23 protein-coding genes are annotated in these 26,317 nt (G+C 64.9%); 16 read left to right on the top strand and 7 right to left on the bottom strand.

Going from position 1 to position 26,317, the window contains the following annotated elements:
• The first annotated feature begins 127 nt into the window (after positions 1-127).
• The 11 genes from LGQ10_RS14110 to LGQ10_RS14060 all read left to right on the top strand — a co-directional run bounded on the left by LGQ10_RS14110 (position 128) and on the right by LGQ10_RS14060 (position 12,773).
• Positions 128-433: a DUF3649 domain-containing protein gene (locus tag LGQ10_RS14110; RefSeq protein WP_058434005.1), complete on the top strand. Its 306-nt coding sequence runs from the start codon at positions 128-130 to the stop codon at positions 431-433.
• Positions 430-2,007 carry a PepSY-associated TM helix domain-containing protein gene (locus tag LGQ10_RS14105; RefSeq protein WP_226525908.1) on the top strand — a complete coding sequence of 526 codons (1,578 nt, stop codon included), beginning with the start codon at positions 430-432 and terminating at the stop codon, positions 2,005-2,007. Before LGQ10_RS14110 ends, LGQ10_RS14105 begins: the two co-directional genes overlap by 4 nt.
• On the top strand, positions 2,008-2,334 hold the full coding sequence (locus tag LGQ10_RS14100; RefSeq protein ID WP_058434003.1) for a DUF3325 domain-containing protein: 327 nt from the start codon (positions 2,008-2,010) through the stop codon (positions 2,332-2,334).
• 11 nt (positions 2,335-2,345) lie between these two features.
• Positions 2,346-2,921 carry an RNA polymerase sigma factor gene (locus tag LGQ10_RS14095; RefSeq protein ID WP_226525907.1) on the top strand — a complete coding sequence of 192 codons (576 nt, stop codon included), beginning with the start codon at positions 2,346-2,348 and terminating at the stop codon, positions 2,919-2,921.
• Positions 2,918-3,907, top strand: a complete 990-nt coding sequence (locus LGQ10_RS14090) for a FecR family protein (RefSeq protein WP_226525906.1) — start codon at positions 2,918-2,920, stop codon at positions 3,905-3,907. The genes LGQ10_RS14095 and LGQ10_RS14090 overlap by 4 nt, the downstream gene beginning before the upstream one ends.
• Positions 3,908-4,075: 168 nt before the next feature.
• The gene (locus tag LGQ10_RS14085) at positions 4,076-4,483 is read left to right on the top strand and encodes an ExbD/TolR family protein (protein WP_058434000.1); all 408 of its coding nucleotides are present in this window, start codon (positions 4,076-4,078) and stop codon (positions 4,481-4,483) included.
• A 4-nt stretch (positions 4,484-4,487) separates the two neighbouring features.
• Complete coding sequence (locus LGQ10_RS14080; protein WP_226525905.1) at positions 4,488-5,258, top strand: energy transducer TonB; 771 nt, start codon at positions 4,488-4,490, stop codon at positions 5,256-5,258.
• 42 nt (positions 5,259-5,300) lie between these two features.
• Positions 5,301-7,541, top strand: coding sequence for a TonB-dependent receptor family protein (locus LGQ10_RS14075; RefSeq protein ID WP_226525904.1), 2,241 nt, complete (start codon positions 5,301-5,303; stop codon positions 7,539-7,541).
• Positions 7,542-7,569: 28 nt separating this feature from the next.
• A complete protein-coding gene (locus tag LGQ10_RS14070) occupies positions 7,570-8,214 on the top strand; it encodes a MotA/TolQ/ExbB proton channel family protein (protein ID WP_058436821.1) in 645 nt (214 codons plus the stop codon).
• Positions 8,215-8,347: 133 nt separating this feature from the next.
• On the top strand, positions 8,348-10,051 hold the full coding sequence (locus LGQ10_RS14065) for a bifunctional metallophosphatase/5'-nucleotidase (protein ID WP_226525903.1): 1,704 nt from the start codon (positions 8,348-8,350) through the stop codon (positions 10,049-10,051).
• 283 nt (positions 10,052-10,334) lie between these two features.
• Entirely contained in the window at positions 10,335-12,773 is a 2,439-nt protein-coding gene (locus LGQ10_RS14060; protein WP_226525902.1) for a TonB-dependent siderophore receptor, read from the top strand.
• A 22-nt stretch (positions 12,774-12,795) separates the two neighbouring features.
• Here LGQ10_RS14060 and LGQ10_RS14055 read toward each other — a convergent pair whose 3' ends face one another.
• Complete coding sequence (locus LGQ10_RS14055; RefSeq protein ID WP_058434687.1) at positions 12,796-13,671, bottom strand: helix-turn-helix domain-containing protein; 876 nt, start codon at positions 13,669-13,671, stop codon at positions 12,796-12,798.
• 154 nt (positions 13,672-13,825) lie between these two features.
• Between LGQ10_RS14055 and LGQ10_RS14050 the strand changes: the two genes are divergently transcribed.
• Entirely contained in the window at positions 13,826-14,716 is an 891-nt protein-coding gene (locus LGQ10_RS14050; protein WP_226525901.1) for a DMT family transporter, read from the top strand.
• Positions 14,717-14,858: 142 nt separating this feature from the next.
• Here LGQ10_RS14050 and LGQ10_RS14045 read toward each other — a convergent pair whose 3' ends face one another.
• Positions 14,859-15,833, bottom strand: a complete 975-nt coding sequence (locus tag LGQ10_RS14045) for a 2-hydroxyacid dehydrogenase (protein ID WP_226525900.1) — start codon at positions 15,831-15,833, stop codon at positions 14,859-14,861.
• A 105-nt stretch (positions 15,834-15,938) separates the two neighbouring features.
• On the bottom strand, positions 15,939-16,907 hold the full coding sequence (locus tag LGQ10_RS14040; protein ID WP_226525899.1) for a LysR family transcriptional regulator: 969 nt from the start codon (positions 16,905-16,907) through the stop codon (positions 15,939-15,941).
• Between the two features lie 265 nt (positions 16,908-17,172).
• On the opposite strand from LGQ10_RS14040, the gene LGQ10_RS14035 reads away from it, so the two are divergent.
• Genes LGQ10_RS14035 through LGQ10_RS14020 form a run of 4 tightly spaced genes read left to right on the top strand, consistent with a single transcriptional unit; the run spans position 17,173 to position 21,964 of the window.
• Complete coding sequence (locus tag LGQ10_RS14035; protein ID WP_226525898.1) at positions 17,173-18,684, top strand: efflux transporter outer membrane subunit; 1,512 nt, start codon at positions 17,173-17,175, stop codon at positions 18,682-18,684.
• 11 nt (positions 18,685-18,695) lie between these two features.
• Complete coding sequence (locus tag LGQ10_RS14030; protein ID WP_226525897.1) at positions 18,696-20,903, top strand: FUSC family protein; 2,208 nt, start codon at positions 18,696-18,698, stop codon at positions 20,901-20,903.
• On the top strand, positions 20,893-21,093 hold the full coding sequence (locus tag LGQ10_RS14025; protein WP_058438165.1) for a DUF1656 domain-containing protein: 201 nt from the start codon (positions 20,893-20,895) through the stop codon (positions 21,091-21,093). The genes LGQ10_RS14030 and LGQ10_RS14025 overlap by 11 nt, the downstream gene beginning before the upstream one ends.
• 10 nt (positions 21,094-21,103) lie before the next feature.
• Positions 21,104-21,964, top strand: a complete 861-nt coding sequence (locus LGQ10_RS14020; RefSeq protein WP_226525896.1) for an HlyD family secretion protein — start codon at positions 21,104-21,106, stop codon at positions 21,962-21,964.
• Between the two features lie 353 nt (positions 21,965-22,317).
• On the opposite strand, the gene LGQ10_RS14015 is transcribed toward LGQ10_RS14020, so the two are convergent.
• From LGQ10_RS14015 to LGQ10_RS14000, 4 genes are all read right to left on the bottom strand, one after another.
• Positions 22,318-23,343 carry a sel1 repeat family protein gene (locus LGQ10_RS14015; RefSeq protein WP_226525895.1) on the bottom strand — a complete coding sequence of 342 codons (1,026 nt, stop codon included), beginning with the start codon at positions 23,341-23,343 and terminating at the stop codon, positions 22,318-22,320.
• Positions 23,344-23,573: 230 nt separating this feature from the next.
• The gene (locus LGQ10_RS14010; RefSeq protein ID WP_226525894.1) at positions 23,574-24,602 is read right to left on the bottom strand and encodes a sel1 repeat family protein; all 1,029 of its coding nucleotides are present in this window, start codon (positions 24,600-24,602) and stop codon (positions 23,574-23,576) included.
• Positions 24,603-24,766: 164 nt separating this feature from the next.
• Complete coding sequence (locus tag LGQ10_RS14005; protein ID WP_226525893.1) at positions 24,767-25,591, bottom strand: SDR family oxidoreductase; 825 nt, start codon at positions 25,589-25,591, stop codon at positions 24,767-24,769.
• A 35-nt stretch (positions 25,592-25,626) separates the two neighbouring features.
• A complete protein-coding gene (locus tag LGQ10_RS14000) occupies positions 25,627-26,091 on the bottom strand; it encodes a hypothetical protein (RefSeq protein WP_058436884.1) in 465 nt (154 codons plus the stop codon).
• Between the last annotated feature and the right edge of the window lie 226 nt (positions 26,092-26,317).

The following is a 26,317-nucleotide window of genomic DNA, read 5'->3' as shown; positions in this document are numbered from 1 at the left end:
CTCGGATCAGCGGGCACGGGCCGACGCTTCACACTTTTTGCGTATGAGAATATTTATCATTAGTATTGTCCGCCTGTTGCGCCCGGGCATTCGCGTCCCGGGCTTTCTTTTGCTTCAAGGTCCGAACATGAAAAGCAAGGCCGGCGGGATTCCCGCTTCCTATCGTCTGGCGGTCGCTTCGCGGGTGTGTGCCGCCGTCCTGGGTGGTTACCTGCTGGCGGCACTGTCCAGTGTCTGCCTGACCTTGCTGCTGCCGATGTCCAAGGCTGACGCCGTGCTCAGCGGGATGATGGCGTCGTTCCTGTTCTACCTGCTGGCGGTGATCGGGTGCTTCGCCTGTCGCAGTGCCTGGCAGGCCTGGTTCGGCGTGGCCGTGGCCTGCCTGGTGCTGGCGCTCATCGCCGGCAGCGCCTATTGGGCGTCCTTGCCATGAAAGAAGGTTTCCGCCAGTCCATGGCCTGGCTGCACACCTGGACCGGGCTGCTGTTCGGCTGGCTGCTGTTCGCCATTTTCTTCACCGGGACCCTGTCGTATTTCAAGTACGAGATCAGCCACTGGATGCAGCCCGAGGTCCCGGCCCGGGCCTTGAATGCCGAGGCCAGCCTGGGCCTGGCCCAGCGCTACCTGGAACAGCATGGGCAGGGCGCGCAACGCTGGTTCATCAGTTTGCCCGACAGCCGCGAACCGGCCTTGTCGGTGGCCTGGCAGGCGCCGGGCAAACCAGGGGAGCGGGGCGCCTTCACTGAAAAGCTGCTGGACCCGGCCACCGGCAGCGAGCTGCATGCGCGCGACACTCGCGGCGGCGAGTTCTTCTACCGGTTCCATTTCCAGTTGCAGATGCCTTATCCCTGGGGCCGCTGGCTGTCCACCCTGGCGGCCATGGTGATGTTCGTGGCGCTGGTCAGCGGCATCATCATCCACAAGAAGATCTTCAAGGACTTCTTCACCTTTCGCCCGCGCAAGGGCCAGCGTACCTGGCTCGACGGGCACAACGCCCTGGGCGTGCTGGTGCTGCCGTTCCACCTGATGATCACCTACAGCAGCCTGGTGATCTTCATGTCCATGGTCATGCCGGCGAGCGTCCTGGTCGCCTACAAGGGGGACAACACCGCCTTCTTCCAGGACCTGCAACCGGCGGCCCGCACCCTCCCGGCCGCCGGTGAGCCGGCGGCGCTGGCGCCCCTGGAACCCATGCTCAGGCAGGCGTTGGAGCACTGGCCGCAAGGACGGGTGCAGCGTGTGATGGTCAATAACCCGGGGGACCTCAATGCCACAGTGCAGGTCATGCGCCATGGCGCCGACCAGGTGGTACGCAACTTCGGCCGCGCGGTGTCGTTCAACGGCGTCACGGGCCAGCCGTTGCAGGAAAGCCCCGAGCAGTCCCTGCCCAAGGTCATTGGCGGCAGTTTCTATGGCCTGCACATGGGCCTGTTCGCCGGACCGGTGCTGCGCTGGCTGTACTTCATCTGTGGCCTGGCCAGCACCGCGATGATCGGTACCGGCCTGGTGATCTGGCTCGGCAAGCGCCAACTCAAGCATGCCAAGAGCCCGGTCATGCCCTTCGAGCTGCGCCTGGTCGAGGTGCTGAACATTGCCAGCATGTCCGGGCTGGTCCTGGCAGTGGCGGCCTTCTTCTGGGCCAATCGCCTGCTGTCGGCCGACTTTGCCGAGCGCGCCGACTGGGAGGTCAACAGCTTCTTCATCGCCTGGGGCCTGAGCCTCCTCCATGCGCTGGCACGCCGTGGCCGCCAGGCGTGGGTCGAGCAACTGGGCCTGGCCGCGCTGCTGCTGGCCAGCATCCCGCTGCTCGATGCCTTGACCGGGGCGAACCTGGCCGATGGGTTCCTCAGCCGAGGCGACTGGACCCGGGCCGGCTTCGACCTGGCGTGCCTGGCCAGTGGCCTGTTCCTGGCCTGGGCGGCACGCAAGATGCAGCGCGCCGCCCAGGCACCTGCCACAACCAAGCCCCGTGGCCGTGCACGGGTTGCTGATACCGAGGTGGACTGAATGCTCCTGGCCCTGTTGCTCTGTTATGCCGGTTTCACCGGATTGTGCCTGTCCCTGGACCGGCACCACGGCGAGTTGCTGGGCGGCAAGCCATCCCTGCTGCGCCGTCACGGCTTGCGCCTGGGCGGCTGGTTGCTGCTGGGCTTGTCCCTGGTGGCCGCCGTGCAGGCCACTGGCTGGAGCCTGGGATTGGTGCAGTGGTGCGCGGTGCTGATGTGCAGCGCCTTGCTGCTGGTACTGCTGCTGCCCTACCGTCCGCGGCTGGTGCTGTCGATGGCGGGGGCCAGCTTGCTGGCCAGCCCGCTCGCGGCCCTGGCCCAGTTCTGACGAGCGCGCCGATGGATGTCTTGCCCCCGCAATCCCGAGAACCGGATGGGCCCGATCCACGAGGCAGCCGCGCGCATTTTCTCCAGGTGTTTCTGTCCCAACGTACGCAGATGGAGGCCCTTGTCAGTCGCCGTGTCGGCTGTCGGGCCACCGCCGCTGATCTGGTGCAGGACCTGTTCCTGCGTTTCTGGCGTCGCCCCCTGATCCAGGTCGAGGAACTGAGCACTTACCTGTTGCGCTGCGCTGGCAACATCGCCATCGACCACTTGCGCAGCGAGGGCGCGCGAGTCCGGGTCAGCGAAGGCTGGATGCCCGAGCAACAGGATCAGCAGGGCCTCGAGCCACAGGCCGTGCTGGAAGCCGGCAATGACCTGCGCCATGTCGAGGCGGCCCTGCGCAGCCTGCCCCAGCGCACCCGGCAGATCTTCCTGCTCAACCGCATCCATGGGCGCAAGTACGCCGAGATCGCCAAGGCGATGGGCCTGTCCCAAAGCGCCGTGGAAAAACATATGATGCGCGCCCTCGAAGCCTGCAAGGCCAGCCTGCGGGACCCCTCGACCCCGCGCACGCCAAGGAATGCCCCGTGAACCAGCGCTCCATCGTCATCCCGACGCCCGCCCAGGAACAGGCTGCCCTGGCCTGGCTGAGCCTGCTCCACGACCGGCCCAGCAGCGGCGACCAGGCCACCTTCAGCCAGTGGCTGCAAGCCGATCCGGCCCATGTCGAGGCCTATGCCCAGGCCCAGGTGGTGTGGGAGTTGAGCGAACAGCCGGCGCGGACCCTGGCCGCGGAAGACGCCCAGGCCCTGCACGGCCTGCTGCATCGCATGGAGGCGGCTCGGGGCCGGGGCCGGCGCCGCACAGCGGTGGGGTTGGCGATGGCCGCCAGTGTGCTGCTGGCGGTGGCCCTGGGCGCCGGCTGGCAGCCGGGACGCTGGGTCGATGACCTGGGCGCCGACTACGTCTCGGCACCGGGCCAGGTACGCACCGTGACCCTGGCCGACCGCAGCGAAGTGACCCTGGACGCCGACAGCGCCATTGCCGTGGACTTCAGCCATGGCCAGCGGCAGGTGCAACTGCGCCGTGGCGCCGGTTTCTTCAGCGTCAGCCACACCGGCCAGCCGTTCGTGGTCACGGCGGAGCAGGGCGAGGCCCATGTCCTGGGCACCCAGTTCGAAGTTTGCCTGCAACCCCGGGGCGCGCAGGTCACGGTGTTGTCCGGGCGGGTCGGGGTCACGCCGTCCCGGGGGGCGGCGCAGCAAGTGCTTGGCGCCGGCCAGCAAGTGGCCTACGGCCAGGGGCAGGCCGCCCCGTTGCACACAACCGACAGCGAAGCCCAACTGGCCTGGCGCGAGGGCTGGTTGAACTACTACCACGCACCGCTGGCCGAGGTGGTCCAGGACCTGCAGCGCTACTTCCCGGGGCGCATCCTGCTGCTCAACGATGAGCTGGCGGCGCGGCGCATCAGTGGCAGTTTCTCCAGCAAGGACCCGCAAGCGGTCCTCGACTCCCTGCAGGCGGTGCTGGGTTTCAAACAGCACCAGATTTTCGGCAGGCTCGTCGTCCTGCGCTGAGAGCCTTGTTCCAGAGCTCCCGAACATTCATCGATATCACTCCGTTCTGTCACTAAACCGTTACACGAGGCGCGGATGATCTGCGCATTCCTGAGCACATGGTCAGGATCGGAGAGGGTTGTGATTCAGCTCTCGTAGGGGAGGGATGGCTGAAGCAGGAGCAAATCGATGCGCAGCTGGGATGTCGCTAAAAAGAAAAAGGCCCATATCGAAATCATCCCGATGATCGATGTGATGATGTTTCTCCTGGTGTTCTTCGTACTCATCAGTCTCAACGTGATCCCCGCCGTGGGGATCAAGACCCAATTGCCGGTCGCCAGTACCGCGCAGCAGTTGAAACCGCAAAACAAGGCCGTCATCACTTTGGGCCTGCAGGAGCGCCTGCAACTCGATGGCCAGGACCTGGACGAAAGTGCCCTGCTGGCACAGCTCAAGGTGCTCAATACCGGCAGTGAAAAGTTGGTGATCATTATCAACAGCGATCAGGGCGTCGAGGTCAAACGCCTGGTTTCGGTGATGGACTTGCTCAAGGGCAATGGCTTCTCTTCCGTCTCCATCGCCACGCGCAAGTCCTGACGCCATGTTCAGTCTCTATAGAACCCGCAAGCTGCTGGCGTGCCTGTTGCCGGCCGGCCTGTTGCTGCTGGTGATCTACAGCAGCCAGCTGCAGCGATTGCAGATCATGCCGGTGTACGACGAAAGCACGGTGGAGGTGGCCCTGGTCGATGCCAGCGAGCTGTTGGCGGTGGCTGAACCACCACCGCCTGCGCCCGAACCGTTGCCCGTCGAACCCGAACCGCCCGTGGTGGAGCCGGAAACCGAACCGCTGGTGATCGAGCCGCCCAAGCCCAAGCCTGTGGTCAAGCCCAAGCCCGTGGTGCCCAAGCCCATGGTCGCCAAGCCTTTGCCACCCAAGCCGGCCTCGGCCCCGGTGGCCCAGAGCGTCCCTGCAGCACCGCAGCCCGCGGTGGCCGCAGCGCCCAAACCGGTGGCGACACCGGCCCCTGCACCGGCCCCGGCTTCCGCACCCGCGGCGCCAGCCAGTGCCATCAAGGAAAGTCTGTACACCGCCGCTTTGCGCAAGGAACTGGAAAAGCACAAGCAATACCCCAGTGGCCGCGAGGCCTCGCTGCAACGTCCCCAGGGCGATGTGGTGATCTGGCTGGAAGTCGATCGGGCCGGCAACGTGCTCGACAGTGGCATCGAAAACAAGGCGCCGAACATGTTGCTCAACCGTGCCGCACAAACCAGTTTGCGCCGCGTGGAAAAGGTCTCGCCATTCCCGGCGGACGCCTTCTCGGGCAAGAACAAGCAACGGTTCACCGCGACCTTTAGCTACAACGTGGAATAACCCATCACCTATTAACGAAAGTTGTAAGCAAGGGATTGACCCGTGAAGATCAATAAACTTTATGCCCTGCTTCTGGCATCGGGCCTGGGCAGTTTTGCGCCATTGGTTCTGGCCGACGATACCGTGGATGTCGGCGCGGTGAACGTGACCGGTAAACAGACCCTGGGCAATGGCCACATGATCAAGGAGGAAAGCGCCAAGGGCCGCTCCACCGTGACCAAGGAAGCCATGGACCAGATGGCGCCCACCGCCAACGCCGTGGACAAGCTCAAGTACACCCCGGGGATCAACGTTTCCAGCACTGATGCCACCGGCCTGAGCGGCACCAGCTTCACCATGCGCGGGATGAACTCCGACCAGGTCGGGCTCTCTTCCGATGGCTTCCCGATCAACGACTCGGGGGACTACAGCATCTACCCGAACCTGATGGGCGACTCGGAGAACTTCAGCGAAGTCTTCGTCACCCAGGGTTCGTCCGAAGCCGACGGCCCGCACATCGGCTCCAGTGGCGGCAACATCGGCCTGGTGACCGCGCGCCCGACCAAGGACTTCGGGGTGTTCGTCAAGCAGTCGGTGGGTTCCAACAACCTGCGCAAATCCTTCGCCCGCCTGAACACCGGCGACCTGGGTGGCTTCAAGACCTGGGTCTCGGCCTCCCACACCGAAGGCGACAAGTGGAAGGGCAAGGGCACCCTGCGTGCCGACAAGATCGAATGGAACACCCTGTTCGAAGACGGCAACGGCAACTCCACCAATGCCATCCTCAAGTACAACAAGCAGGAAAACTACAACTACAACAGCGTCAGCAAGGGCCAGTTCCAGAGCCAGGGCCGGCGCGTGGACTACTCGGAAAGCACCGTGTTCAAGAACGGCAGCGTGTCCCAGTCCTACAAGCTCAACCGCAACCCCTTCGAGAGCGTGACCGCCTCGGTGACCCAGCGCTTCCAGCTGCGTGACGATTTGAGCCTGACCTTCAACCCGTACTACGTGTGGTCCAACGGCGGCAGCTTCAGTGGCCAGACCGCCACCACCCTGTCCAGCACCTCCAGCAGGGCTGGCAACTACGACCTGAGCGGATTGCCCAGCGGCACCTACTACCGGCCATCCTGGACCGAGACCTGGCGCCCCGGCATGACCACCAAGCTCAAGTGGGACCTCAACGAAGAACACAGCCTGGACGTCGGCTACTGGTACGAGCGCGCCCGCCAGCGCCAGACCCAGCCCTTCATCGGGATCAAGGCCAACGGGGCGCCGGAGAACGTCTGGGGCGACTACAACGGCTCCGACCAGTTGGTGGACCGCAATGGCACCACGGTCCAGGGCCGGCACCAGTACACCGTGACCCCGGCGCAGAAACTCTGGGTACAGGACACCTGGCAGGCGACCCCGGACCTGACCCTCACCGGGGCCCTGGCCTACCAGTACGTGGAACGTGACGGCAACAACCTCGGCAGCCTGACCGACAAGGCGGAAAAACGGAACGTGCGTTATCACCAGTTCCTGCCCAGCTTCAACGCCAAGTACCAGATCGACCCGAACAACCAGGCGTTCTACAACGTCACCCGCAACATGCGCACGCCGCCCAACTACGTGCTCTACAACAAGGGTGATTCGATCAGCCTGAAACCCGAGCTGAGCTGGAACCAGGAATTGGGCTGGCGCTACAGCGAAGAGAAGATGGCGCTGAGCGCGACCTTGTTCTACATCACCTTCAAGGACCGGCAGATCTCCACCACCGATCTCAATGGCGATTACGTCGTGGCCAACGTCGGCGAAGTGAAGAACCGCGGCCTGGAGCTGGAGTGGAGCGGCCTGTTACCGCACAACTTCAACTACTACGCCTCGTACACCTACACCAAGTCCGAGCAGATGGATGACCTGACCAACAAGAACGTGCTGCTGCCGACCTCCGGCAAGCAACTGGTCAACGTGCCGGAAAACATGTTCAACCTGAGCCTGGGCTACGACGACTCGCGCTACTACGGCAACGTCGTCGGCAAGTACGTCGGTGCCTTCTACGGCGACCTGACCAACGACGAGAAGATCTCCGGGCGCACCGTGTTCGACCTCAACGCCGGTATCCACCTGCCAGTGGACAAGAAGGTGCTGAAGTCCGCGACCCTGCGTTTCTCGATGCTCAACGTGTTCGACAAGGAATACCTGGCCTCGACCCGCACCGTGTCGTTCAACTCGGTGAAGACCAATGGCCTGGCACCGAGCACCGCCTACTACAACGTCGGCGAGGAGCGGACCGCGATGGTCTCCCTGGAAGCTGCGTTCTGATTTGTTTCAGGCACAAGAGGACATGACGATGGACATGAATCTGCTGCACGACATCACCTTCTACACCATGTATGGTGCGGCCGCGATTGCCGCCTTCATCGCGGTGGAGCGGGGCATCTACTTCAGCTTCAGCCTGCGCCAGGCGAAGAAACTGGAGACCGTGCTCAACCCCAAGATGCACAGCGTCGACGACTTGCCCGCCGAGCTGCGCGAGCGCAACAGCCTGCCCCTGGAAATGGTCGCCGAGCTGTTCGCCCACAAGCAGGGGCTGGCCAGCCACAAGGACCTGGAAGACCTCAGCGAATCGATCTACATCGCCACCCGCAGCAAGCTGATGCATGGCCTGTGGCTGCTGGAAACCGTGGTCACCGCAGCGCCGCTGCTGGGCCTGCTGGGCACCATCCTGGGGATCATCGACACCTTCAAGGCCCTGGCCGAGACCGGTGTCTCCGATCCGGGCGAAGTCTCCAAGGGCATTGGCACCGCGCTGTACGCCACGGCCCTGGGGATCGCCATTGCCCTGGGCAGCATGATCTTCCACAACCACTTCCAGGATCGGGTCGAGCGCATCACCGACCACCTGAAGATCCTCCTGCTGCGTGCCGGCATGGGCACCGCCCTGAAGGCCCCGCCAGCCCCGCAAGCGATCCACGGCAGCCTGCAACCTGCCTGATGGCCTAGCCTGTAGCCGCTGGCGCAGGCTGTGAGCGACGACCAGGCGGGTGGTGTTCCCCAGCCTCCTTGGTCGAGCGTTCACGGCTTTCGCCGGCGGCTTTTTTTTCGTCGACTTTCCAAGGATTTTTTCCATGTCCCGTCTTCGTCCCACGCCCCGGTTGCTGGGGGCACTGACCCTGGCCCTGGTCACCCTGGCCGGTTGCAGCTCGCTGTCTCAGCCACCGCAACCGGTGGCGGTGAACATCGTCGCCATCAACGATCTGCACGGTTACCTGCAAGCCAACCCCTTCAGCTACAAGGATCCCCAGGCCCCGGGCGGCGTGCGCAAACTGCAGGCCGGCGGCATCGCCACCCTGGGCGGCATGCTTACCCAACTGCGCCAGCAGGACCCGCAGCTGCTGTTCATCGGCGCCGGCGACCTGGTGGGCGGTAGCCCGCCGCTGTCGGCGATGTGGGCCGACGAGCCGACCCTGGACGCCCTGCGCCAGATGGGCATGAAGCTCAGTGCCATCGGCAACCACGAACTGGACAACGGCAAGGCCGAGTTCCTGCGCCAGCTCAATGGCGGCTGCCAGTCGCCCCGTCCGGACAAGGCCTGCCAGTTTCGCCCGAACTACCCGGGCAGCGGTTTCCCCTACCTGGCGGCCAACCTGATGGACAGCGACACCGGCAAGCCGTTGCTGCCGGCCTACCGCATCGAGGAGGTGCGCGGGGTCAAGGTGGCCTTTGTCGGCGCGGTGCTGCGGGACGTGGCCTCGGTGGTCAGCGCCAAGGGCATGCGCGGGTTGCAGGTGGCCGATGAAGCCGAATCCATCAACAGGCTGATCCCCGAGCTGCATGCCCAGGGGGCCAACGCCATCGTCGCCGTGGTGCACCAGGGCGGCGCGACCCCGGAACCTTTCGACAAGCAGGACTGCTCGCAGCTCGGTGGCGATATCGTCGACGTGGCCAAGCGCCTGGACCCCGCGGTGGACGTGCTGATCAGCGCCCACTCGCACCAGGGCTACCTGTGCAAGGTCGGGCCGCTGCTGGTGACCCAGGGCAATTCCTACGGCCACCTGCTGACCCACCTGACCCTGCAAGTGACCCCGGGCCAGCACCGGGTGGCGAGCATCCAGGCCCTCAACCTGGTAGCTGACCCGGCACGTTATCCACAGGACCCGACCCTGGCGCAGCTGCAACAGGAGGTCGAGGCGCGGAGCAATCAGGTACTGCTCAAACCGGTGGGGGCGATTGCCGCCTCGCCGATTGCCCGGCGCGCCGACGCGGCCGGGGAAATGCCCATCGGCGACCTGATCGCCGATGCCCACTTGGCCGGCGGCCGGGCCAATGGTGCGCAGGTCGCCTTCATGAACACCGGTGGCATTCGCAGCGACCTGGCCCTGGAGCCGGGGCAGACCCGGGTCAACTACGGGCAGCTGGCGACCCTGCAACCCTTCAACAACAACCTGATCGCCTTCGACCTCACCGGTCGGCAGATCGAGCAGGTGCTCAACCAGCAATGGAAGGGCGCGGACGATGCCAACATCCTGCAAGTTTCCCAGGGCTTCACCTATCGCTGGGACGCCAAGCGCCCGCTGGACAGCCGTGTCGTACCCGGCAGCGTGCGCCTCAACGGCAAGCCGCTGCAGGCCGAGGCCAGCTACCGGCTGGTGATGAATGGCTTCCTGGCCGATGGCGGTGATCGTTTCAGCCTGTTCAAGAGCGGCCTGAACCGTAGCGACCTCGGGGTCAGCGACCTGGACGCGATGCTGCTTTACCTCAAGGACATGGACCAGCAAGGCACACCGGTGGGCTCCAGCGCCAGTGCCGGACGGATCCAGCGCAGCAACTGACGCGCCTGGCCCCGCACCTGCTTCGTGCACCCGCTGTCGCAGGTTCTGGGTTGGCCGGTCGGACGTTGAAGGTCCTGCGGACCTTGTCGCAGCTTCGCAGGCTCAGCAGCGGCTACAGGTGCGCGGTTGTAGCCTGTTTCGTGTAGCCGCTGCCGCAGGTTCCGGCTGACCTGCCTGAAAATATTTTCAGAAAACCGATGAGGTCTTTGTCCTCGGCATCCGTGTACTGCTTGAAAGTGCGATCAATTCGCATTCACGGCGCTCCAACACACGAGTCTCAAGCATGAAGTCCAGGGCAAATTCGGCGGCAAACGGTTCGGTAAAACGATGGTTCGGTGCATCCGCGCTGGCGGTGTCGGGGTTGGCGCTGCTGCCCCTGGGGGTCGCCCTGGCGGCGCAAACCGGCAACGAACAGCACAGCGCGCTCTTGCGCTTTGACATCGCGGCCAAGCCACTGCCCCAGGCCCTGAGTGATTTCACCCGGGTCACCGGCATCAGCGTGGTCTACACCTCCGATGTGCCCTATGGCCTCAACGCCCCGGCGCTCAATGGCCAGTTCAGCGCCGAGCAGGCCATTGAGCGCTTGCTTGGCAACTCTGGCTTGAGCTACCGGCGCAGCGATGCCCGGACCCTGGTCCTGGAGCCCTTGCCCCAGGGGGCGGCCCTGAACCTGGGCGCCACCAGCGTCACGGCCCAGGGCCTGAATGACAGCACCAGCTACCAGCCGCCGGCCACCACCTCGGTGGCGCGCAGCCAGGCACTGAACCAGGAAATCCCGCAGATCATCAATGTGGTTCCGGCCCAGGTCCTGAAGGACCAGGCTCCGCGCAACCTGGACGACGCCCTGAGGAACGTCAGCGGCATCACCCAGACCAACACCTTGGCCGGCACCCAGGACGCTGTGCTGCTGCGCGGCTTTGGCGACAATCGCAACGGCTCGATCATGCGCGACAGCATGCCGGTGGTGCAGGGCCGGGCCCTGAATGCCACCGCCGAGCGGGTGGAAGTGCTCAAGGGGCCTTCATCGCTGTTGTACGGCATCCAGGACCCGGGCGGGGTGATCAACATCGTCAGCAAGAAACCCGAGCTGCAGCCATCCACTGCCCTGACGGTGCGCGGCTCGACCTACGGCTCGGGCAAGAACGGCAGCGGTGGCAGCCTCGACACCACCGGGCCGATCGGTGATTCCGGGTTGGCCTATCGCCTGATCGTCGATCACCAGGACGAGGATTACTGGCGCAACTTCGGCACTCGTCGCGAATCCCTGGTGGCGCCGTCCCTGGCCTGGTACGGCGAGCGCACCAAGGTCCTGCTGGCCTACGAGCATCGTGAGTTCCTGACCCCGTTCGACCGTGGCACGGCCATCGACCCCAAGACCAATCACCCGCTGGATATCCCCGCCACCCGACGCCTGGACGAGCCGTTCAACAACATGGAAGGGCGCTCGGACCTGTATCGCCTGGAGGTCGATCACGATCTCAACGACGACTGGAAGGCCCACTTTGGCTACAGCTGGAACCGCGAGACCTACGATGCCAGCCAGGTGCGCCTGAGCGCGGTGAACGCCAATGGCACCCTGACCCGCTCCATGGACGGCACCCAGGGGGCCCTGACCACTGATCGATATGCCACCGCCAGCCTCGAAGGCAAGGTGCAACTGGCAGGCATGCAGCACGACCTGGTGTTCGGCCTGGACGACGAATACCGCAAGGTTTATCGGGCCGACCTGATCCGGCAGAAAAGCCTGGGCACCTTCAACTACCAGAACCCGGTCTATGGCCGGGAAGTGGCCGGCACCACGGTCAGTGACAAGGACAGTGCCCAGACTGACCTGCTGCGCAGCGACTCGCTGTTCTTCCAGGACGCCATCCACCTTACCGACCAGTGGATCCTGGTGGGCGGCGGACGTTTCCAGGAGTACGACCAGTACGCCGGCAAGGGCCGGCCGTTCCGGGTCAATACCAACAGCAACGGGCAGAAGTTCGTGCCCCGTGCAGGGCTGGTGTATCGCTACACCGACCAGCTGTCGCTCTATGGCAGCTACACCGAATCGTTCAAGCCCAACTCCAGCATCGCCGACCTGGCCGGTGGCACCGCGGTACTGGACGGCTCCATCGAGCCTGAAGAAGCCAAGTCCTGGGAGCTGGGGGCCAAGCTCGACATCCCGGGGCGCATCACCGCCAGCGCGGCATTGTTCGACATCACCAAGCGCAACGTGCTGGTGTCCACAGCCACGGCGACCGAAACCATTACCAGCGTCGCTGGCGAGGTGCGCTCCAAGGGCCTGGAACTGGACCTGACCGGGCAGCTCACCGACCAGTGGAGCCTGATCGGCAGCTACGCCTACACCGACGCCGAGGTGACCAGGGACACCCAGTACAAAGGCAAGCGGTTGCAGAACGTGGCCAAGAACACCGGCTCGCTGTCGGCGGTCTACGACTTCGGCAGCCTGACCGGTGGCGATCGCCTGCGGGTCGGTGCCGGTGCCCGTTATGTCGGCGAGCGTGCCGGGGATGCGCCCAACAGCTTCGACCTGCCGGGCTACACCGTGGCCGATGCCTTCGCCACCTACGACACCAAGGTCGAAGGGCAGAAGGTCAAGTTCCAGCTCAACGTGAAGAACCTGTTCGATAAGACCTACTACACCTCGTCGGCGAGCAAGTTCTTCGTGTCCATGGGCGATGCGCGGCAGGTGTCGTTGTCCAGCACGCTGGAGTTCTGAGGTGGGGCAGGAGGGGCGCTGATCAGCCGGCGAAGGCCTGGCGATACGCCCCCGGGGTGCCGCCCAGGGCCTGGCGGAAGCGGTTGGTGAAGTGGCTGGCGCTGGCGAAGCCGCAAGCCAGGGCAATCTCCCCCAGGGGCTGGGTGCTGCTGCGCAGCAGCAGGCGTGCCCGGTCCAGGCGCCGGGCCAGCACGTACTGGTGCGGCGGCAGGCCGAAGCTTTGGCGAAACATGCGGGCGAAGTGGTATTCGGAGAGGGCGCACAGGCCGGCCAGTTGCCCCAGGCTCAGGGGGGTATCGAGCTGGCTGTCGATGTAGTCCATCAAGAGGCGCCGCTGGTGGGCAGCCAGGCCGCCCTTGAGGCGCAGACCCTGGCGCAGGCCCGCCTGGTTGAGCAGGGCATGGCCGAGCATCTCGTGGGCCAGGCTGCTGGTCAGCAGGCGCTCGCCGGGCTCGTCCCAGTTCAGCCTGATCAGCTGCCGGAAGCGCCAGGTCTGCTGTGGATCGTCGAGGAACACGCTTTCGCGCAGTTGCAGTTCCCGGGGCTCGCGATCCAGCAGGGTGACGCAGCCCAGGGCGAACTGCTGCGGGCTGAAATACACATGGGCCAGGCGGATGTCGCCGTTGATCACCCAGGCTGACTGGTGTTCGGCAGGCAGGATGCACAACTTGCCCGGCCCGCCCTTGCTCCCCGGCTGGTCGCGTCGAAAGGTGCCGGTGCCGCCGGCGATGTAGCAGGACAGGGTGTGATGGCTGGGCGCTGCGTATTCCTGGGCGTCGTGGTGATTGCTCCACAAGGCCGCCCACAGGCCGTCACCCAGTTCGGCGCTGTGCTCCAGGCGCGCGTTGGGCGAGCGGTTCAAGGCTTGGAAGACTTGCAGGCTATCCAGTGCGGACATGATGGTCGAATCGCGAGGTTCATTTGCCGGTGTTTCGCATCCTACCCCGTCGCGTGCGGGCTGCCAGCCCGGTGCCGATAAAAAGCGCAAGTTTGTGCAAGCGCCGGGTCCGGGACAGGCGCGAGACTGTGTTCCTTGTAGAAGGAGCCGTGCCATGAACCTGTCGCTGTACCTGTTGACCGTGCTGATCTGGGGCACCACCTGGATCGCCCTGAAACTGCAACTGGGGGTGGTGGCGATTCCGGTATCCATCGTCTATCGCTTCGCCCTGGCGGCCCTGGTGCTGTTCGTCATGCTCCTGCTCAGTCGCAAGCTGCAGGCGATGAACCGCCGTGGCCACCTGATCTGCCTGGCCCAGGGGTTGTGCCTGTTCTGCATCAACTTCATGTGCTTCCTGCATGCCAGCCAGTGGGTGCCCTCGGGGCTGGTGGCTGTGGTGTTCTCCACCGCCACCTTGTGGAACGCCCTCAATGCGCGGGTGTTCTTCGGCCAGAAAATTGCCCGCAACGTGCTGCTGGGGGGCGGGCTGGGGCTGCTGTTCTGGCCGGAGCTGGTGGGCCACAGCGCCAGCCCGCAGACCCTGCTGGGCCTGGGCCTGGCATTGCTCGGAACCCTGTGCTTCTCGGCGGGCAACATGCTGTCCAGCCTGCAGCAGAAGGCCGGGCTCAAGCCCATGACCACCAATGCCTGGGGCATGGCCTACGGCGCAACGATGCTGGCGGTGTATTGCCTGTTCCAGGGCATTGCCTTCGACGTGGAGTGGACCACGCGCTATATCGGCTCGTTGCTGTACCTGGTGATTCCGGGTTCGGTGATCGGCTTTACCGCCTACCTGACCCTGGTCGGGCGCATGGGGCCGGAACGGGCAGCCTATTGCACCGTGCTGTTCCCAGTGGTGGCACTGAATGTTTCGGCGGTGGTGGAGGGCTACCAGTGGACCGCCCCGGCGCTGGCCGGCCTGGTCCTGGTGATGCTGGGCAACGTCCTGGTCTTTCGCAAACCCGGCGCTGCCGCCAAACCCGCGAAACTGGGCGCAACGGCCTGACCTCGCAGGCCCTGTAGCCGCTGCTGAGCTGGCGAAGCTGCGCACGGCGGCGTAGCCGAGGCCAAGCCTGCTGGCGGGCACACCGCCCTGCGAGGGCTGGGCCCTCGTACGCAGCCTCGCAGGCTCGACAGCGGCTACAGGCTCAGGCTTTCCACACCTGGGGGTTGACCAGGTCCTGGGGGCGCTGGCCCAGCAGGGCGCTGCGCAGGTTGCTCATGGCGCGGTCGGCCATGGCGTCGCGGGTCTCGGTGGTGGCCGAGCCGACGTGCGGCAGGGTCAGGGCATTCTTCAACTGGAACAGGGGCGATTGGGCCAGGGGCTCCTTCTCGTACACATCCAGGCCGGCGCCGCGGATCCGGCCATTCTGCAAGGCTTCGATCAGCGCCGGCTCGTCCACCACCGGGCCTCGGGAAATGTTCACCAGGATGGCGCCGGGTTTCATCAGCGCCAGTTCGCGCTGGCTGATCAGGTGCCGGGTCTGCTCGCTCAACGGCACTACCAGGCAGACGAAATCGGCTTCGGCCAGCAACTGCTCGAGGCTGCGAAACTGCGCCCCCAGCTCCTGTTCCAGGGCGGTCTTGCGGCTGTTGCCGCTGTAGAGGATCGGCATGCCGAACCCCAGGCGCCCGCGACGGGCGATGGCCGCGCCGATATTGCCCATGCCGACGATTCCCAGGGTCTTGCCATGCACATCACAACCGAACAGCGCCGGGCCGACGCTGGCCTGCCATTGCCCGGCCTTGGTCCAGGCGTCCAGCTCGGCGACCCGGCGAGCACTGCCCATGAGCAGGGCGAAGGCCAGGTCGGCAGTGCTTTCGGTGAGCACATCGGGCGTGTTGGTGAGCATCAGCCCGCGTTCGTTGAAGTAGTCCAGGTCGTAATTGTCGTAGCCCACCGAGATGCTCGACACCACTTCCAGCTGCGTGGCGTGCTCCAGTTGCGCGCGTCCCAGCTTGCGGCCGACCCCGATCAGGCCGTGGGCCCGGGGAAGGGCTTCGTTGAATTGGGCCTTGATATCCCCCTGCTTGGGATTGGGCACTATGACCTCGAAGTCCTGTTGCAGGCGCTCGGTCATTTCGGGAGTGATGCGGCTGAAGGCTAGTACGGTCTTTTTCATCGCGGAATGGCTCGTCAGGCAGGAGAAAATGCCAAGCAAGCTAACATTAAACCGCCCGATCCATGGGCTTTTTCTGGCGTCGATCCCGGGGCCGGGCGCCGCTGTTCAGTGGCCGGAACGGGCGCCAGCCAGAGTGCCGCTGAGCTCATAGGAGGCCAGTTCCGCCTGGTTCGCGGCGAGGATCTCCGGCAGGGAGCCGCGCAGGTACTCGACCCAGGTCTTGATCTTGGCGTCCAGGTACTGGCGCGACGGGTAGATGGCGTACAGGTTCAGCTCCTGGGAGCGGTACTTGGGCATGACCCGCACCAGGGTGCCGTTGCGCAGGGCCTCGATGGCGGCGTACACCGGCAGCACGCCAATGCCCATGCCGCTGATGATCGCGGCCTTCATGGCGTCGGCCGAGTTCACCAGGAACGGCGAGCTGTTGATGGTGACCATTTCCTGGCCTTCGGGACCGTCGAAGGTCCACTTCTCCAGGGGAATTACCGGGCTCACCAGGCGCAGGCAGGCGTGATGCAGCAGGTCGCTGGGCTTCTGCGGGCAGCCGTGGGCCTTCACGTAGGCTGGCGAGGCGCAGACGATGCTGTAGGTGATGCCCAGGCGCTGGGACACGAAGCCCGAGTCGGGCAGTTCGCTGGCCAGGACGATGGACACGTCGTAGCCCTCGTCCAGCAGGTCCGGCACGCGGTTGGCCATGGTCAGGTCGAAGGTCACGTCCGGGTGCGACTTGCGATAGCGGGCGATGGCGTCGATCACGAAGTGCTGGCCGATGCCGGTCATGGTGTGCACTTTCAGCTGGCCGGCGGGGCGGGCGTGAGCGTCGCTGGCCTCGGCCTCGGCTTCTTCCACATAGGCCAGGATCTGTTCGCAGCGCAGCAGGTAGCGCTTGCCGGCCTCGGTCAGGGCGATACGCCGGGTGGTGCGGTTGAGCAAGCGGGTTTGCAGGTGCGCCTCGAGATTGGAGACGGCGCGCGAGACGTTGGCCGTGGTGGTGTCCAGTTGCACTGCCGCGGCGGTGAAACTGCCGGCTTCGGCGACACAACTGAAGGCGCGCATGTTTTGCAAGGTGTCCATGGGGTGCTCTCAAGGGAGATTGCAAATTGTGACACGAAGTTACGGGGGCTTGGATAGGCGACCAAGGGATTATCGCGTTTACGGTAACAAAGATTCACAGGAATCCCAGCTTATCGCCGACCGGAGCCCACCCTAGAATTGCGCCGATCTATAGGACCCGGCTTGCCGGTGAAGCGCCTCCAGGCCCATCGCGGTGCCTGGAACGCCGGCCAGCGGGTGCCTAAGAGAGATGTACTTCTCCCCCCGATCTCAGGAATTCGCAGCAGTGCCGCGTCGCATCAGCAGAGGGTTCAAGACCCTCAGTGTTTGGGCTTTATCGTTAGCAATCAGCGGCTGCATCGGAACCGGAGGCATTGCCCCACAGGGCAAGACACTTCCCGCTAATACACTGGCCACCGACGAGGCGATCCAGAGCGCCGCGCGAGATGCCCGCTGGCCCAGTGCCCAGTGGTGGCAGGCCTATGGCGACCCGCAGCTGAACCGCTGGATCGACCTGGCCGTGCAGGGCAGCCCGAGCCTGGCCATGGCTGCCGCCCGGGTGCGCCAGGCCAAGGCCCTGGCCGGCATTGCCGAATCGGCCGAGTCGCTGCAGGTCAAGGGCGACGCCACCCTCAAGCGCCACAACTGGCCTACCGATCAGTTCTATGGCCCCGGCGCGCTGTCCAACAGCACCACCTGGGACAACAACGCCGCCCTGGGCTTCAGTTACGCCCTGGACCTCTGGGGCCGGGAAAGCAACGCCACCGAGCGCGCCGTGGACCTGGCCCACATGAGCGTGGCCGAAGCCCGTCAAGCGCAACTGGAACTGGTGAACAACGTGGTGCGCAGCTATATCCAGCTGTCCCTGCACTTCGCTCGGCGCGACATCGTGGCCGCCACCCTCAAGCAGCAGCAACAGATCCTCGAACTGGCGCAACGGCGCCTGGACGGCGGCATCGGCACTCATTTCGAAGTCAGCCAGGCCGAAGCGCCGCTGCCGGAAACCCATCGCCAGCTGGACGCCCTGGACGAAGAAATTGCCCTGACCCGCAACCAATTGGCAGCCCTGGCCGGCAAGGGCCCGGGAGAGGGCGCGCAGTTGCAGCGCCCGAGCCTGGCCCTGGGCGCGGCGCTGAAACTGCCCTCGGCCCTGCCCGCCGAACTGCTGGGGCAGCGCCCGGACGTGGTCGCCAGCCGCTGGCAAGTGGCGGCCCAGGCTCGCGGCATCGATGTGGCCCACGCCGGTTTCTACCCCAACGTCGACCTGGTGGGCAGCATCGGCTTCATGGCCACCGGTGGCGGGGCGCTGGAGTTCCTCACCGGCAAGAAGCTCAACTACAACGTCGGCCCGGCCATCAGCCTGCCGATCTTCGATGGCGGGCGCCTGCGCTCGCAACTGGGTGAAGCCTCGGCCGGCTATGACATGGCCGTGGCCAGGTACAACCAGATCCTGGTGGACGCGCTGAAAAGCATCTCCGACCAGCTGATCCGCCGCGAGTCCATGGACAAGCAGCAAGCCTTCGCCGCCGAGTCGGTGGCCGCTGCGCAGAAGACCTACGACATCGCCACCGTGGCCTTCCAGCGTGGCCTGACCGACTACCTGAATGTGCTCAACGCCCAGAGCCTGCTGTTCCACCAGCAACAGGTGCAGCAGCAGGTGCAGGCCGCGCGCCTGACGGTCCAGGCGGACCTGGTGACGGCCCTGGGCGGCGGGCTTGAGGCCGGCCGCGACGTCCCCACGCAAGACCGCCTTGAGGCACCCAAGACTCCCGCGGCCCTGGCCGTGTTCGACCACTGAAGCAGGCTCCCATGACTTCCTTGCCCGCCCCTTTGCGCTGGCTGTACTCCCTTGAATGGCGCCGGGGTTTCTTCGACTGGGCACGCAGCGACGGCGTGACCTGGGTCTATATCTTCAAGGTCCTGGCCGCCGCGTTCCTCACCCTGTGGCTGGCCATGCGCCTGGAGTTGCCGCAACCGCGCACGGCGATGATCACCGTGTTCATCGTCATGCAGCCCCAGAGCGGCCAGGTGTTCGCCAAGAGCTTCTACCGTTTTCTCGGCACCCTGGCCGGCTCGGCAGTGATGGTGGCGCTGATCGCCCTGTTCGCCCAGAACACCGAGCTGTTCCTCGGCTCGCTGGCGATCTGGGTCGGCATCTGCTCGGCCGGTGCCGCGCGCTACCGCAACTTTCGCGCCTACGGTTTCGTCCTGGCCGGCTACACCGCGGCCATGGTCGGCCTGCCGGCCCTGGCCCACCCGGAAGGCGCCTTCATGGCGGCGGTATGGCGGGTGCTGGAGATTTCCCTGGGGATTCTCTGCTCGACCCTGGTCAGCGCCGCGATCCTGCCGCAGACCGCCAGCGCCGCCATGCGCAACGCCCTGTACCAGCGTTTCGGGGTGTTCGCGATGTTCGTCACCGATGGCTTGCGCGGCCGCAGCCAGCGCGACATTTTCGAAAGCAGCAACGTGCGTTTCATCGCCGAGGCCGTGGGCCTGGAAGGGCTGCGCAGCGTCACGGTGTTCGAAGACCCGCACATGCGTAGGCGCAACGGTCGCCTGAGTCGCTTGAACAGCGAGTTCATGGGCATTACCACGCGCTTCAACGCCTTGCACCAGTTGCTTGAACGCCTGCGCAGCAGCGGCACCGATCACGTGGTGGCGGCGATCAAGCCGGGGCTCTATGACCTGGCGGAATTGCTGGACGGTTTCTCTGGCCGGGCCCTGACCAGCCCCGATGCGGCTCGCCTGGTCACGGCGTTGGCGGCCTACAAGGGTGAACTGCCTGCCCAGGTGCGCAATCTGCGCGCGGCGTTCCAGGAGACCGGCCCGAGCGATGCCGAGCAGCTGGATTTCCACACCGCCTACGAGCTGCTGTACCGCTTCGTCGACGAGATGCACAGCTACGCCCAGACCCATGCGTCCCTGGCCGATCACAGCCATGAGCGCGAGCGCTGGGACGAGCCCTTCACGCCGCAGACCAACTGGCTGGCCTGCGCCGCGTCGGGTATTCGCGCCGCCTTCGTCCTGGTGGTGCTGGGCAGCTACTGGGTGGCCACGGCCTGGCCCAGCGGCGCCACCATGACCCTGATCGCCGCTGCCACCATCGGCCTCTCGGCGGCCACGCCGAACCCCAAGCGCATGGCCTTCCAGATGGCTTGCGGGACCTTCATCGGCGCCCTGGTGGGCTTCGTCGAGATGTTCTTCGTGTTCCCCTGGCTCGATGGCTTCCCGTTGCTGTGCCTGACCTTGGCACCGGTGATCGTGCTGGGCTCGTTCCTGGCCTCGCGCCCCAAGTACGCCGGGGTCGGCCTGGGCTTGCTGATCTTCTTCAGCACCGGCTCGGTGCCGGACAACCTGACCGTCTACAACCCCTACACCTTCATCAACGACTACATCGCCATGGTCATGGGCATGCTGGTCTGCGCCGCGGCCGGGGCGATCATCCTGCCGCCCAACAGCCGCTGGCTGTGGCGCCGCCTGGAGCAGGACCTGCGCGGCCAGGTGGTGTACGCCATCAGCGGCAAGCTCAAGGGCCTGGCCTCGAGCTTCGAGAGTCGCACCCGCGACCTGCTGCACCAGGCCTATGGCCTGGCGGTGGGCCAGCCCAAGGTGCAGAGCGAGCTGCTGCGCTGGATGTTCGTGGTGCTGGAAGTCGGCCACGCCATCATCGAGTTGCGCAAGGAACAGGCGATCCTCCCGGTGCACCCGGCGTATGCCGAATCCCAGCCCTGGCGCCAGGCGATCCGGGTCATGGGGCGTTCCCTGGTGCGGCTATTCCTGCAACCGAGCCAGAGCAACCTGGAGCGCGGGCTGATCGCCGTGGACCACGCCATCAGCCGGGTCCAGGCCACCGACGAACCCTTTGCCCCGCACTTCGACACCTCGGCCCTGCGCCGGGTCAAGAGTTACCTGCACTTCATTCGTACGTCACTGCTCGATCCGCAATCGCCGCTGGCGGCCTATGCCGTGGCCAAGCCGGTGGTGCCGGCACCCCAAGGACTTGAACATGCCTCGTGAAATCGCCTTCCACGGCGTTTACATGCCCACCATGACCCTGATGTTCTTCATCGCCGCGGCCCTGGCCTGGGCCCTGGACCGGTTCATTTCCGGCCATGACCTGTATCGCTTCTTCTGGCACCCGGCGCTGCTGCGCCTGAGCCTGTTCTGCTGTCTGTTCGGCGCCATGGCGCTCACTGTCTACCGTTGAGATTCGCCCAATGAAAAAGTTTTTCAGCCTGCTCGCCACCCTGCTCGTGCTGGCCCTGGCCCTGTGGATCGGCCGCACCTTGTGGGAGCACTACATGTACACCCCCTGGACCCGTGACGGCCGGGTGCGCGCGGACATCATCAACGTCGCTGCCGACGTCACCGGCGAAGTGGTGGACGTGCCGGTCAAGGACAACCAGCTGGTGCGCAAGGGCGATCTGCTGATGCAGATCGACCCCGAGCACTACCAGATCGCGGTCAAGCAGGCGCAGTCCCAGGTGGCGTCGAAGAAGGCCACCTGGGAGATGCGCAAGGTCAACGCCCGGCGCCGCGCCGACATGGACAACCTGGTGATCTCCAAGGAGAACCGCGACGACGCCGGCAACATCGCCGACTCGGCCCTGGCCGACTACCAGCACGCCCAGGCCCAGCTGGAAGCGGCGGAACTCAACCTCAAACGCACCCAGGTGCGGGCGGCGGTGGACGGCTACGTGACCAACCTCAACGTGCACCGTGGCGACTACGCGCGCATTGGCGAGGCGAAGATGGCGGTGGTCGACATGAACTCGTTCTGGGTCTACGGCTTCTTCGAGGAAACCAAGCTGCCCCACGTGCGCGTGGGGGACAAGGCCGACATGCAGCTGATGAGCGGGCAGGTGCTCAAGGGCCATGTGGAGAGCATTTCCCGGGGCATCTACGACCGCGACAACCCGGAAAGCCGCGAGCTGATCGCCGACGTCAACCCGACCTTCAACTGGGTGCGCCTGGCCCAGCGTGTGCCGGTGCGCATCCATATCGACGAAGTGCCGGACGGCGTGCTGTTGGCGGCGGGCATCACCTGCACCGTAGTGGTCAACCAGGAGCCGCAATAGGCTTAGACCTATGCAGGAGCTGGCTCCACAAGGTAATGCTGTTCACTTGAGCGGCTGAACGAAGCGTTTTTCCGGCGGGGGGGCTTGTTGTACTGACAAGGCCTGTCGTGGCGAGGCAGCTTGCTCCCGCTCGGCCGGCCGGCGCCCCGGCGCGAAGCGGTCGTAAAGCCTGGCGGCGTGGTTCATCAGGCTGACCGCTTAGACGCTAGTGGGGGCGCTGCGTACCCCAGCGGGAGCAAGCTCCCTCGCCACAGGGGAATGAGCTGCGCAGCCCAAAAAAAACGGCTCCTACTCAGCTTGAGCAGGCGCCGTTTTTTGTTAGGTGAACAGCATGAGCTCCTACAAGGGGGCGGTTACTTGTAGCTTTTCTGCATGATCGCCAGGGACTTCTTCGCCGCCGCTTCCAGGCCGTCGTTGACGTTGTTGATGGTGGCCACCAGCTTCGGGTTCTGCAGCACATCGACACCGGGGTAACGCTGCTGGGCCAGGCGCGAGACGATGATGTACTGGGTCACCGCGTAATGCAGCTTGAACTGGCCGCTGTCACGGGCCTTGGCAATGGCGGCTTTGACAAAGGCCTGGCGCTCGGCCGTGGTCATGCCCTTGAACAGGTCGGGGAGATCGAAGTGGATCTCGGCCGAGAAAATCGCCACTTCCTCATCCCGCGCCTCGTCGTACATCACCTGCTTGCTGGTCACGCGCTTCTTGAGGTCGGCAAAGCGCTGTTCGCCTTCGGCCAGTTGCCCAGGGTTCATCTTGCCTTTCAAGGCATCCAGCTGGCTGGTGTCCTCGGTGTTGTCGATTATCTTCAGCCAGGCATAGGCCTTCACCAGGTCGCCAGCCTCTTCGGCGGCGTCGGCCAGGCTCTGCTGCGGTTCCGGGTTGCCGTGCAGCGCCGAGCGCTCCAGCCAGCGCAGGGCCAGTTCGCGGTCCTTGGGAATGTCCTTGTCGCCGAACCAGTAGGTGGCGTACATGCCGTACTCGGCGCACCAGTCGTTCTGCGAGGCCGAGTAGGCGATGTAGTTGAAGGACTCGCGGTCGCGCTCGGCCTTGGGCTTGTCCGTTTCCTGGTCGGTGGTGGTGGACAGGTAGCAGAAGGCCCGGGTGTAGTGCGGCGCGGCCATGGCGAAGCAGCTCTTGGCGTTCTTGTAGTCCTCGATCTCGTTGAGCTTGTAACCGGCGCCGTACAGCACATCGGCGTCCATGGCCGGGTTGCAGTACTCGTTGGCGCTGACCTTGGGCAGGACACTGTCCAGCGTCAGCTTGGGCAAGGTGTCATTCAGTTCGGGGACTTTGGGTTCGGTGTTTTCCGGAGCGGTGGTGGCGCAAGCCGCCAGCAGGACAGCCAATGCCAGTGGCAGCGCGTTGAACAATTTCAATGGGTATTCCCTGATCGGCGAATGAAAGAAGTCGCGCATGAAATCAGCCAGGGACAGGAGAGGGGGGAGCCTGAGCAAGTCCGTGCTTGGGTGTCGACGCCAGCGATTCCATGCTGCATGAACCCTGGGGCTCAAGGGCGGGCATTCTACTGGGATTGAGAGGGCGTACAACCGAAACCGCAGCCCCTGTCGGGCCGCGGCTGAAAACCCGATAGCGCCAGCCACTCCGGTTATGGCTTGCGCTTGGCCAGGATGGTTTTGGCCTTGGCTACGGTGTCTTCCACGCTCAGGTCATCGTCCTCCAGCAAGGCATGCAGCGCCGGGTCCTGCCACAGGTCCACGGCCGGTCCGGTGCTTTGCACCAGGCGCGAGATCAAGGCGTAGGCGACCACTTGGCCGCGGGTGTGGAACTTCGGGTAGAGGTCCTGCATGTCCACCAACTGGGCCACGAACGCATGCCGTTGCGCAGGCGACATGCCCGCGAACACCTCCGGATAGCTGTAGTACAGATCCCCCGTGCCCAGGGCGATGAGGTCCTGGCGCAGGGCCTGCTCGATATCCTTTTTGGGGGTGAGCTGGCTGAGCAGCCGGGTGTAGTGCTGCTCGCCTTCGGCCATCTGCTGAGGGCTCATCTTGCGTTCCAGCGCTTCGAGCGTCTGGGCGTCATCGAGGGTTCGGGCCCAGGCATAGGCCAGCGGGAGGTTGTCCTGCTCGCTGCTGCGCAGCATCTCCTGTTGCGCGTCCTGGTCGCCGTGGCGGGCGGCGCGTTCCAGCCAGGCCATGGCCAATTCCTTGTTCGGCGGCTGGTCCAGCTTGCCGACGTTGTAGATGTCGTACAGGCCAGCTTCCGCGCAGGACTCATTGTGCCTGGCGGCATAAGCGATGTAGTTGAAGGCTTCGCTTTTGTCATAGTCCTTTTGCCTGGCACCGACAATCCCGCCCAGGATGCACAGGCTGCCGGTGGAGCGGGGGGCGGCCATGATCAGGCAACTGCGGGCCATTTGGATTGCCTTGCTCGCCAGCAGGGTACGGCTTGAGCTATGCAGCAGCTCGTCCTCATCGATCAGTCGCATCCCGAGGCCGAGCAGCAAGTCGCGGTCCATGTCCGGCGTGCAGTAGGGGTTGGCCTCGACCTTGGGCAGGATTTGTTCGAGGCTCAGGTCGGGCAGGGAGGCATTGAGTTTTTCGTCCGGTGACGAGGCATTGCAGCCCAGCAGCAGTGTGAAGATGGCCAAGGGCAGCAGGCTACGAGATTTCAATGGAGAGTCCCTGAGGTTCAAGCGTAATAGGGAGGGCGCCAAGAGGGCATGAGCAGGGCTGGGGCAGCCGTTCTGTGCTTGAGGTGCCGCTTTCTTGCGATTGCAGTGCGGGCATCGGCGCGGCAAGCAACGCCATCATGCGCGGGATGCCCGGCGTTGAATGTTCAGAGCTTGGCGCTCAGGCCAAAACGCTTCATCAGCCCTTTTTCCAGCAGACCCTTGGGCAGCAGATTGGCCATCAGCGGCAGGGCGCGGCTGCCATTGCCCAGGCGCACCAGGCGCGGTGGGTTGGGCTGTTGCACGGCCTTGAGCAAGCCGGCGGCGAATTCGCTGGCCGGTGTGGGCTTGTCCTGGGAGGCCTTGGCCCGGGAGCGGATGCCGTCGCGCAGCGGCCACCAGGGCGATTGCTCGTTGAGCAGTTGCTCGGCCTCATGCCCGGCGTTCTTGGCGAAGCTCGAAGCAATGGCCCCGGGCTGCACTTCCATGATCCGGATACCGAACGGCGCCAGCTCCATGCGCAGGGCATCGCTCAAGGCGTGCACCGCGGCTTTCGAGGCGCAATAGGCACCGGCAAAGGGCGTCACCAGCACCCCGGACACACTGCCGATATTCACCACCAGGCCACGGCTGCGGCGCAGCACCGGGAACATCGCCCGGGTCACTCCGACCACCGAGAACACATTGGTTTCGAACTGGCGTTGCATGGCTTCCACGCCGCCATCCAGCAGCGGGCCCATGGCGCCGTAGCCGGCATTGTTGATCAGCACATCGAGGCCGCCATGCTGTTGGTTGATGTCCTCGGCCAGGGCGGCCAGGGCCGCGCCGTCATTCACATCCAGCTGTACGGCCTTGAAACCGGCGGCTTGCAGAGTGGCGACGTCCTCGGCCTTGCGGGCGCTGGGCAGGACGGTGTAGCCGGCCTGTTTGAAGGCATCCGCCAGGGCGCGGCCGATGCCGCTGGAACAACCAGTGATCAACGCTACGGGCATGGCGCGGTCCTTGTGCTGGGCGATGGGAAAGGGAATCAGTGGGAGAAACTACCCTGTAAACGCTCGGCGCGAAACTCCAGGGTTTGCGGGCGATAGCCCGGGCGTAGCGGCGGCAGGGGCAGGCAGTCCTGCCAGCTGGCGCCGGCCTGCAATTCGCCGGGGCCGCGATAGCGTGGAGCGCTGTATTGGTTATCGGCGAGGTTGACCGTATCCCCCGGAGCGTAGGCGGCGACCCGCCAGCGCAGTTCGACCAGGGGCACCTTGTTGCCGTTGTTGAGCTTGACCTCTAGCGGGCGGTCGGCGGGGCAGTGGTCGGGGGCGTAGGTCAGGCGCAGCTCCAGGCGCGCCAGTTGCTGGGCTTCGCGGTTGTCCAGCCAGACCACCCAGCAGGCCACCAGGGCCAGGCCGAAAGCAGCGGCCAGGGACACGGGCAGGGCTTTGGCCGGGTAGCGCAGGAGCAGGATCAGCCAGGTGATGACCAGCAGGACGCCGATGAACATGACGCGAGCCTCGGGGAAAAGGAGGGGACATCCTACCTAAGCGTAGGTGGGGTTGGCGATGGAGGATGGTTGTTGTGACGTTATCCACAGACCTGGTTTTGATTGGCGCGTTAGGGACAACGGAAGGTCTGTTAAAGCGGATTTATGCCGATAGTGGATATCATGTGGTCTACTCTGGTGCCCGCCCGAGCAGGTGGCTGGCATGCTCAGTGTCGCATAGCCATTA

Origin of the sequence: Pseudomonas sp. L5B5, assembly GCF_020520285.1 — a bacterium.
GTDB lineage: Bacteria > Pseudomonadota > Gammaproteobacteria > Pseudomonadales > Pseudomonadaceae > Aquipseudomonas.
The sequence above is the reverse complement of the archived record's forward strand: the minus strand, read 5'-3'. Positions and strand labels throughout refer to the sequence as shown.

Bases quoted from the DNA above. Each gene is read 5' to 3' on its own strand.
- LGQ10_RS14110 (WP_058434005.1), top strand. From the start codon at position 128: ATGAAAAGCAAGGCCGGCGGGATTCCCGCTTCCTATCGTCTGGCGGTC.
- LGQ10_RS14065 (WP_226525903.1), top strand. From the start codon at position 8,348: ATGTCCCGTCTTCGTCCCACGCCCCGGTTGCTGGGGGCACTGACCCTG.
- LGQ10_RS14080 (WP_226525905.1), top strand. From the start codon at position 4,488: ATGTTCAGTCTCTATAGAACCCGCAAGCTGCTGGCGTGCCTGTTGCCG.
- LGQ10_RS14025 (WP_058438165.1), top strand. From the start codon at position 20,893: ATGCCTCGTGAAATCGCCTTCCACGGCGTTTACATGCCCACCATGACC.
- LGQ10_RS14030 (WP_226525897.1), top strand. From the start codon at position 18,696: ATGACTTCCTTGCCCGCCCCTTTGCGCTGGCTGTACTCCCTTGAATGG.
- LGQ10_RS14055 (WP_058434687.1), bottom strand. From the start codon at position 13,671: ATGTCCGCACTGGATAGCCTGCAAGTCTTCCAAGCCTTGAACCGCTCG.
- LGQ10_RS14105 (WP_226525908.1), top strand. From the start codon at position 430: ATGAAAGAAGGTTTCCGCCAGTCCATGGCCTGGCTGCACACCTGGACC.
- LGQ10_RS14095 (WP_226525907.1), top strand. From the start codon at position 2,346: ATGGATGTCTTGCCCCCGCAATCCCGAGAACCGGATGGGCCCGATCCA.
- LGQ10_RS14005 (WP_226525893.1), bottom strand. From the start codon at position 25,591: ATGCCCGTAGCGTTGATCACTGGTTGTTCCAGCGGCATCGGCCGCGCC.
- LGQ10_RS14050 (WP_226525901.1), top strand. From the start codon at position 13,826: ATGAACCTGTCGCTGTACCTGTTGACCGTGCTGATCTGGGGCACCACC.
- LGQ10_RS14085 (WP_058434000.1), top strand. From the start codon at position 4,076: ATGCGCAGCTGGGATGTCGCTAAAAAGAAAAAGGCCCATATCGAAATC.
- LGQ10_RS14000 (WP_058436884.1), bottom strand. From the start codon at position 26,091: ATGTTCATCGGCGTCCTGCTGGTCATCACCTGGCTGATCCTGCTCCTG.
- LGQ10_RS14020 (WP_226525896.1), top strand. From the start codon at position 21,104: ATGAAAAAGTTTTTCAGCCTGCTCGCCACCCTGCTCGTGCTGGCCCTG.
- LGQ10_RS14045 (WP_226525900.1), bottom strand. From the start codon at position 15,833: ATGAAAAAGACCGTACTAGCCTTCAGCCGCATCACTCCCGAAATGACC.
- LGQ10_RS14040 (WP_226525899.1), bottom strand. From the start codon at position 16,907: ATGGACACCTTGCAAAACATGCGCGCCTTCAGTTGTGTCGCCGAAGCC.
- LGQ10_RS14060 (WP_226525902.1), top strand. From the start codon at position 10,335: ATGAAGTCCAGGGCAAATTCGGCGGCAAACGGTTCGGTAAAACGATGG.
- LGQ10_RS14070 (WP_058436821.1), top strand. From the start codon at position 7,570: ATGGACATGAATCTGCTGCACGACATCACCTTCTACACCATGTATGGT.
- LGQ10_RS14100 (WP_058434003.1), top strand. From the start codon at position 2,008: ATGCTCCTGGCCCTGTTGCTCTGTTATGCCGGTTTCACCGGATTGTGC.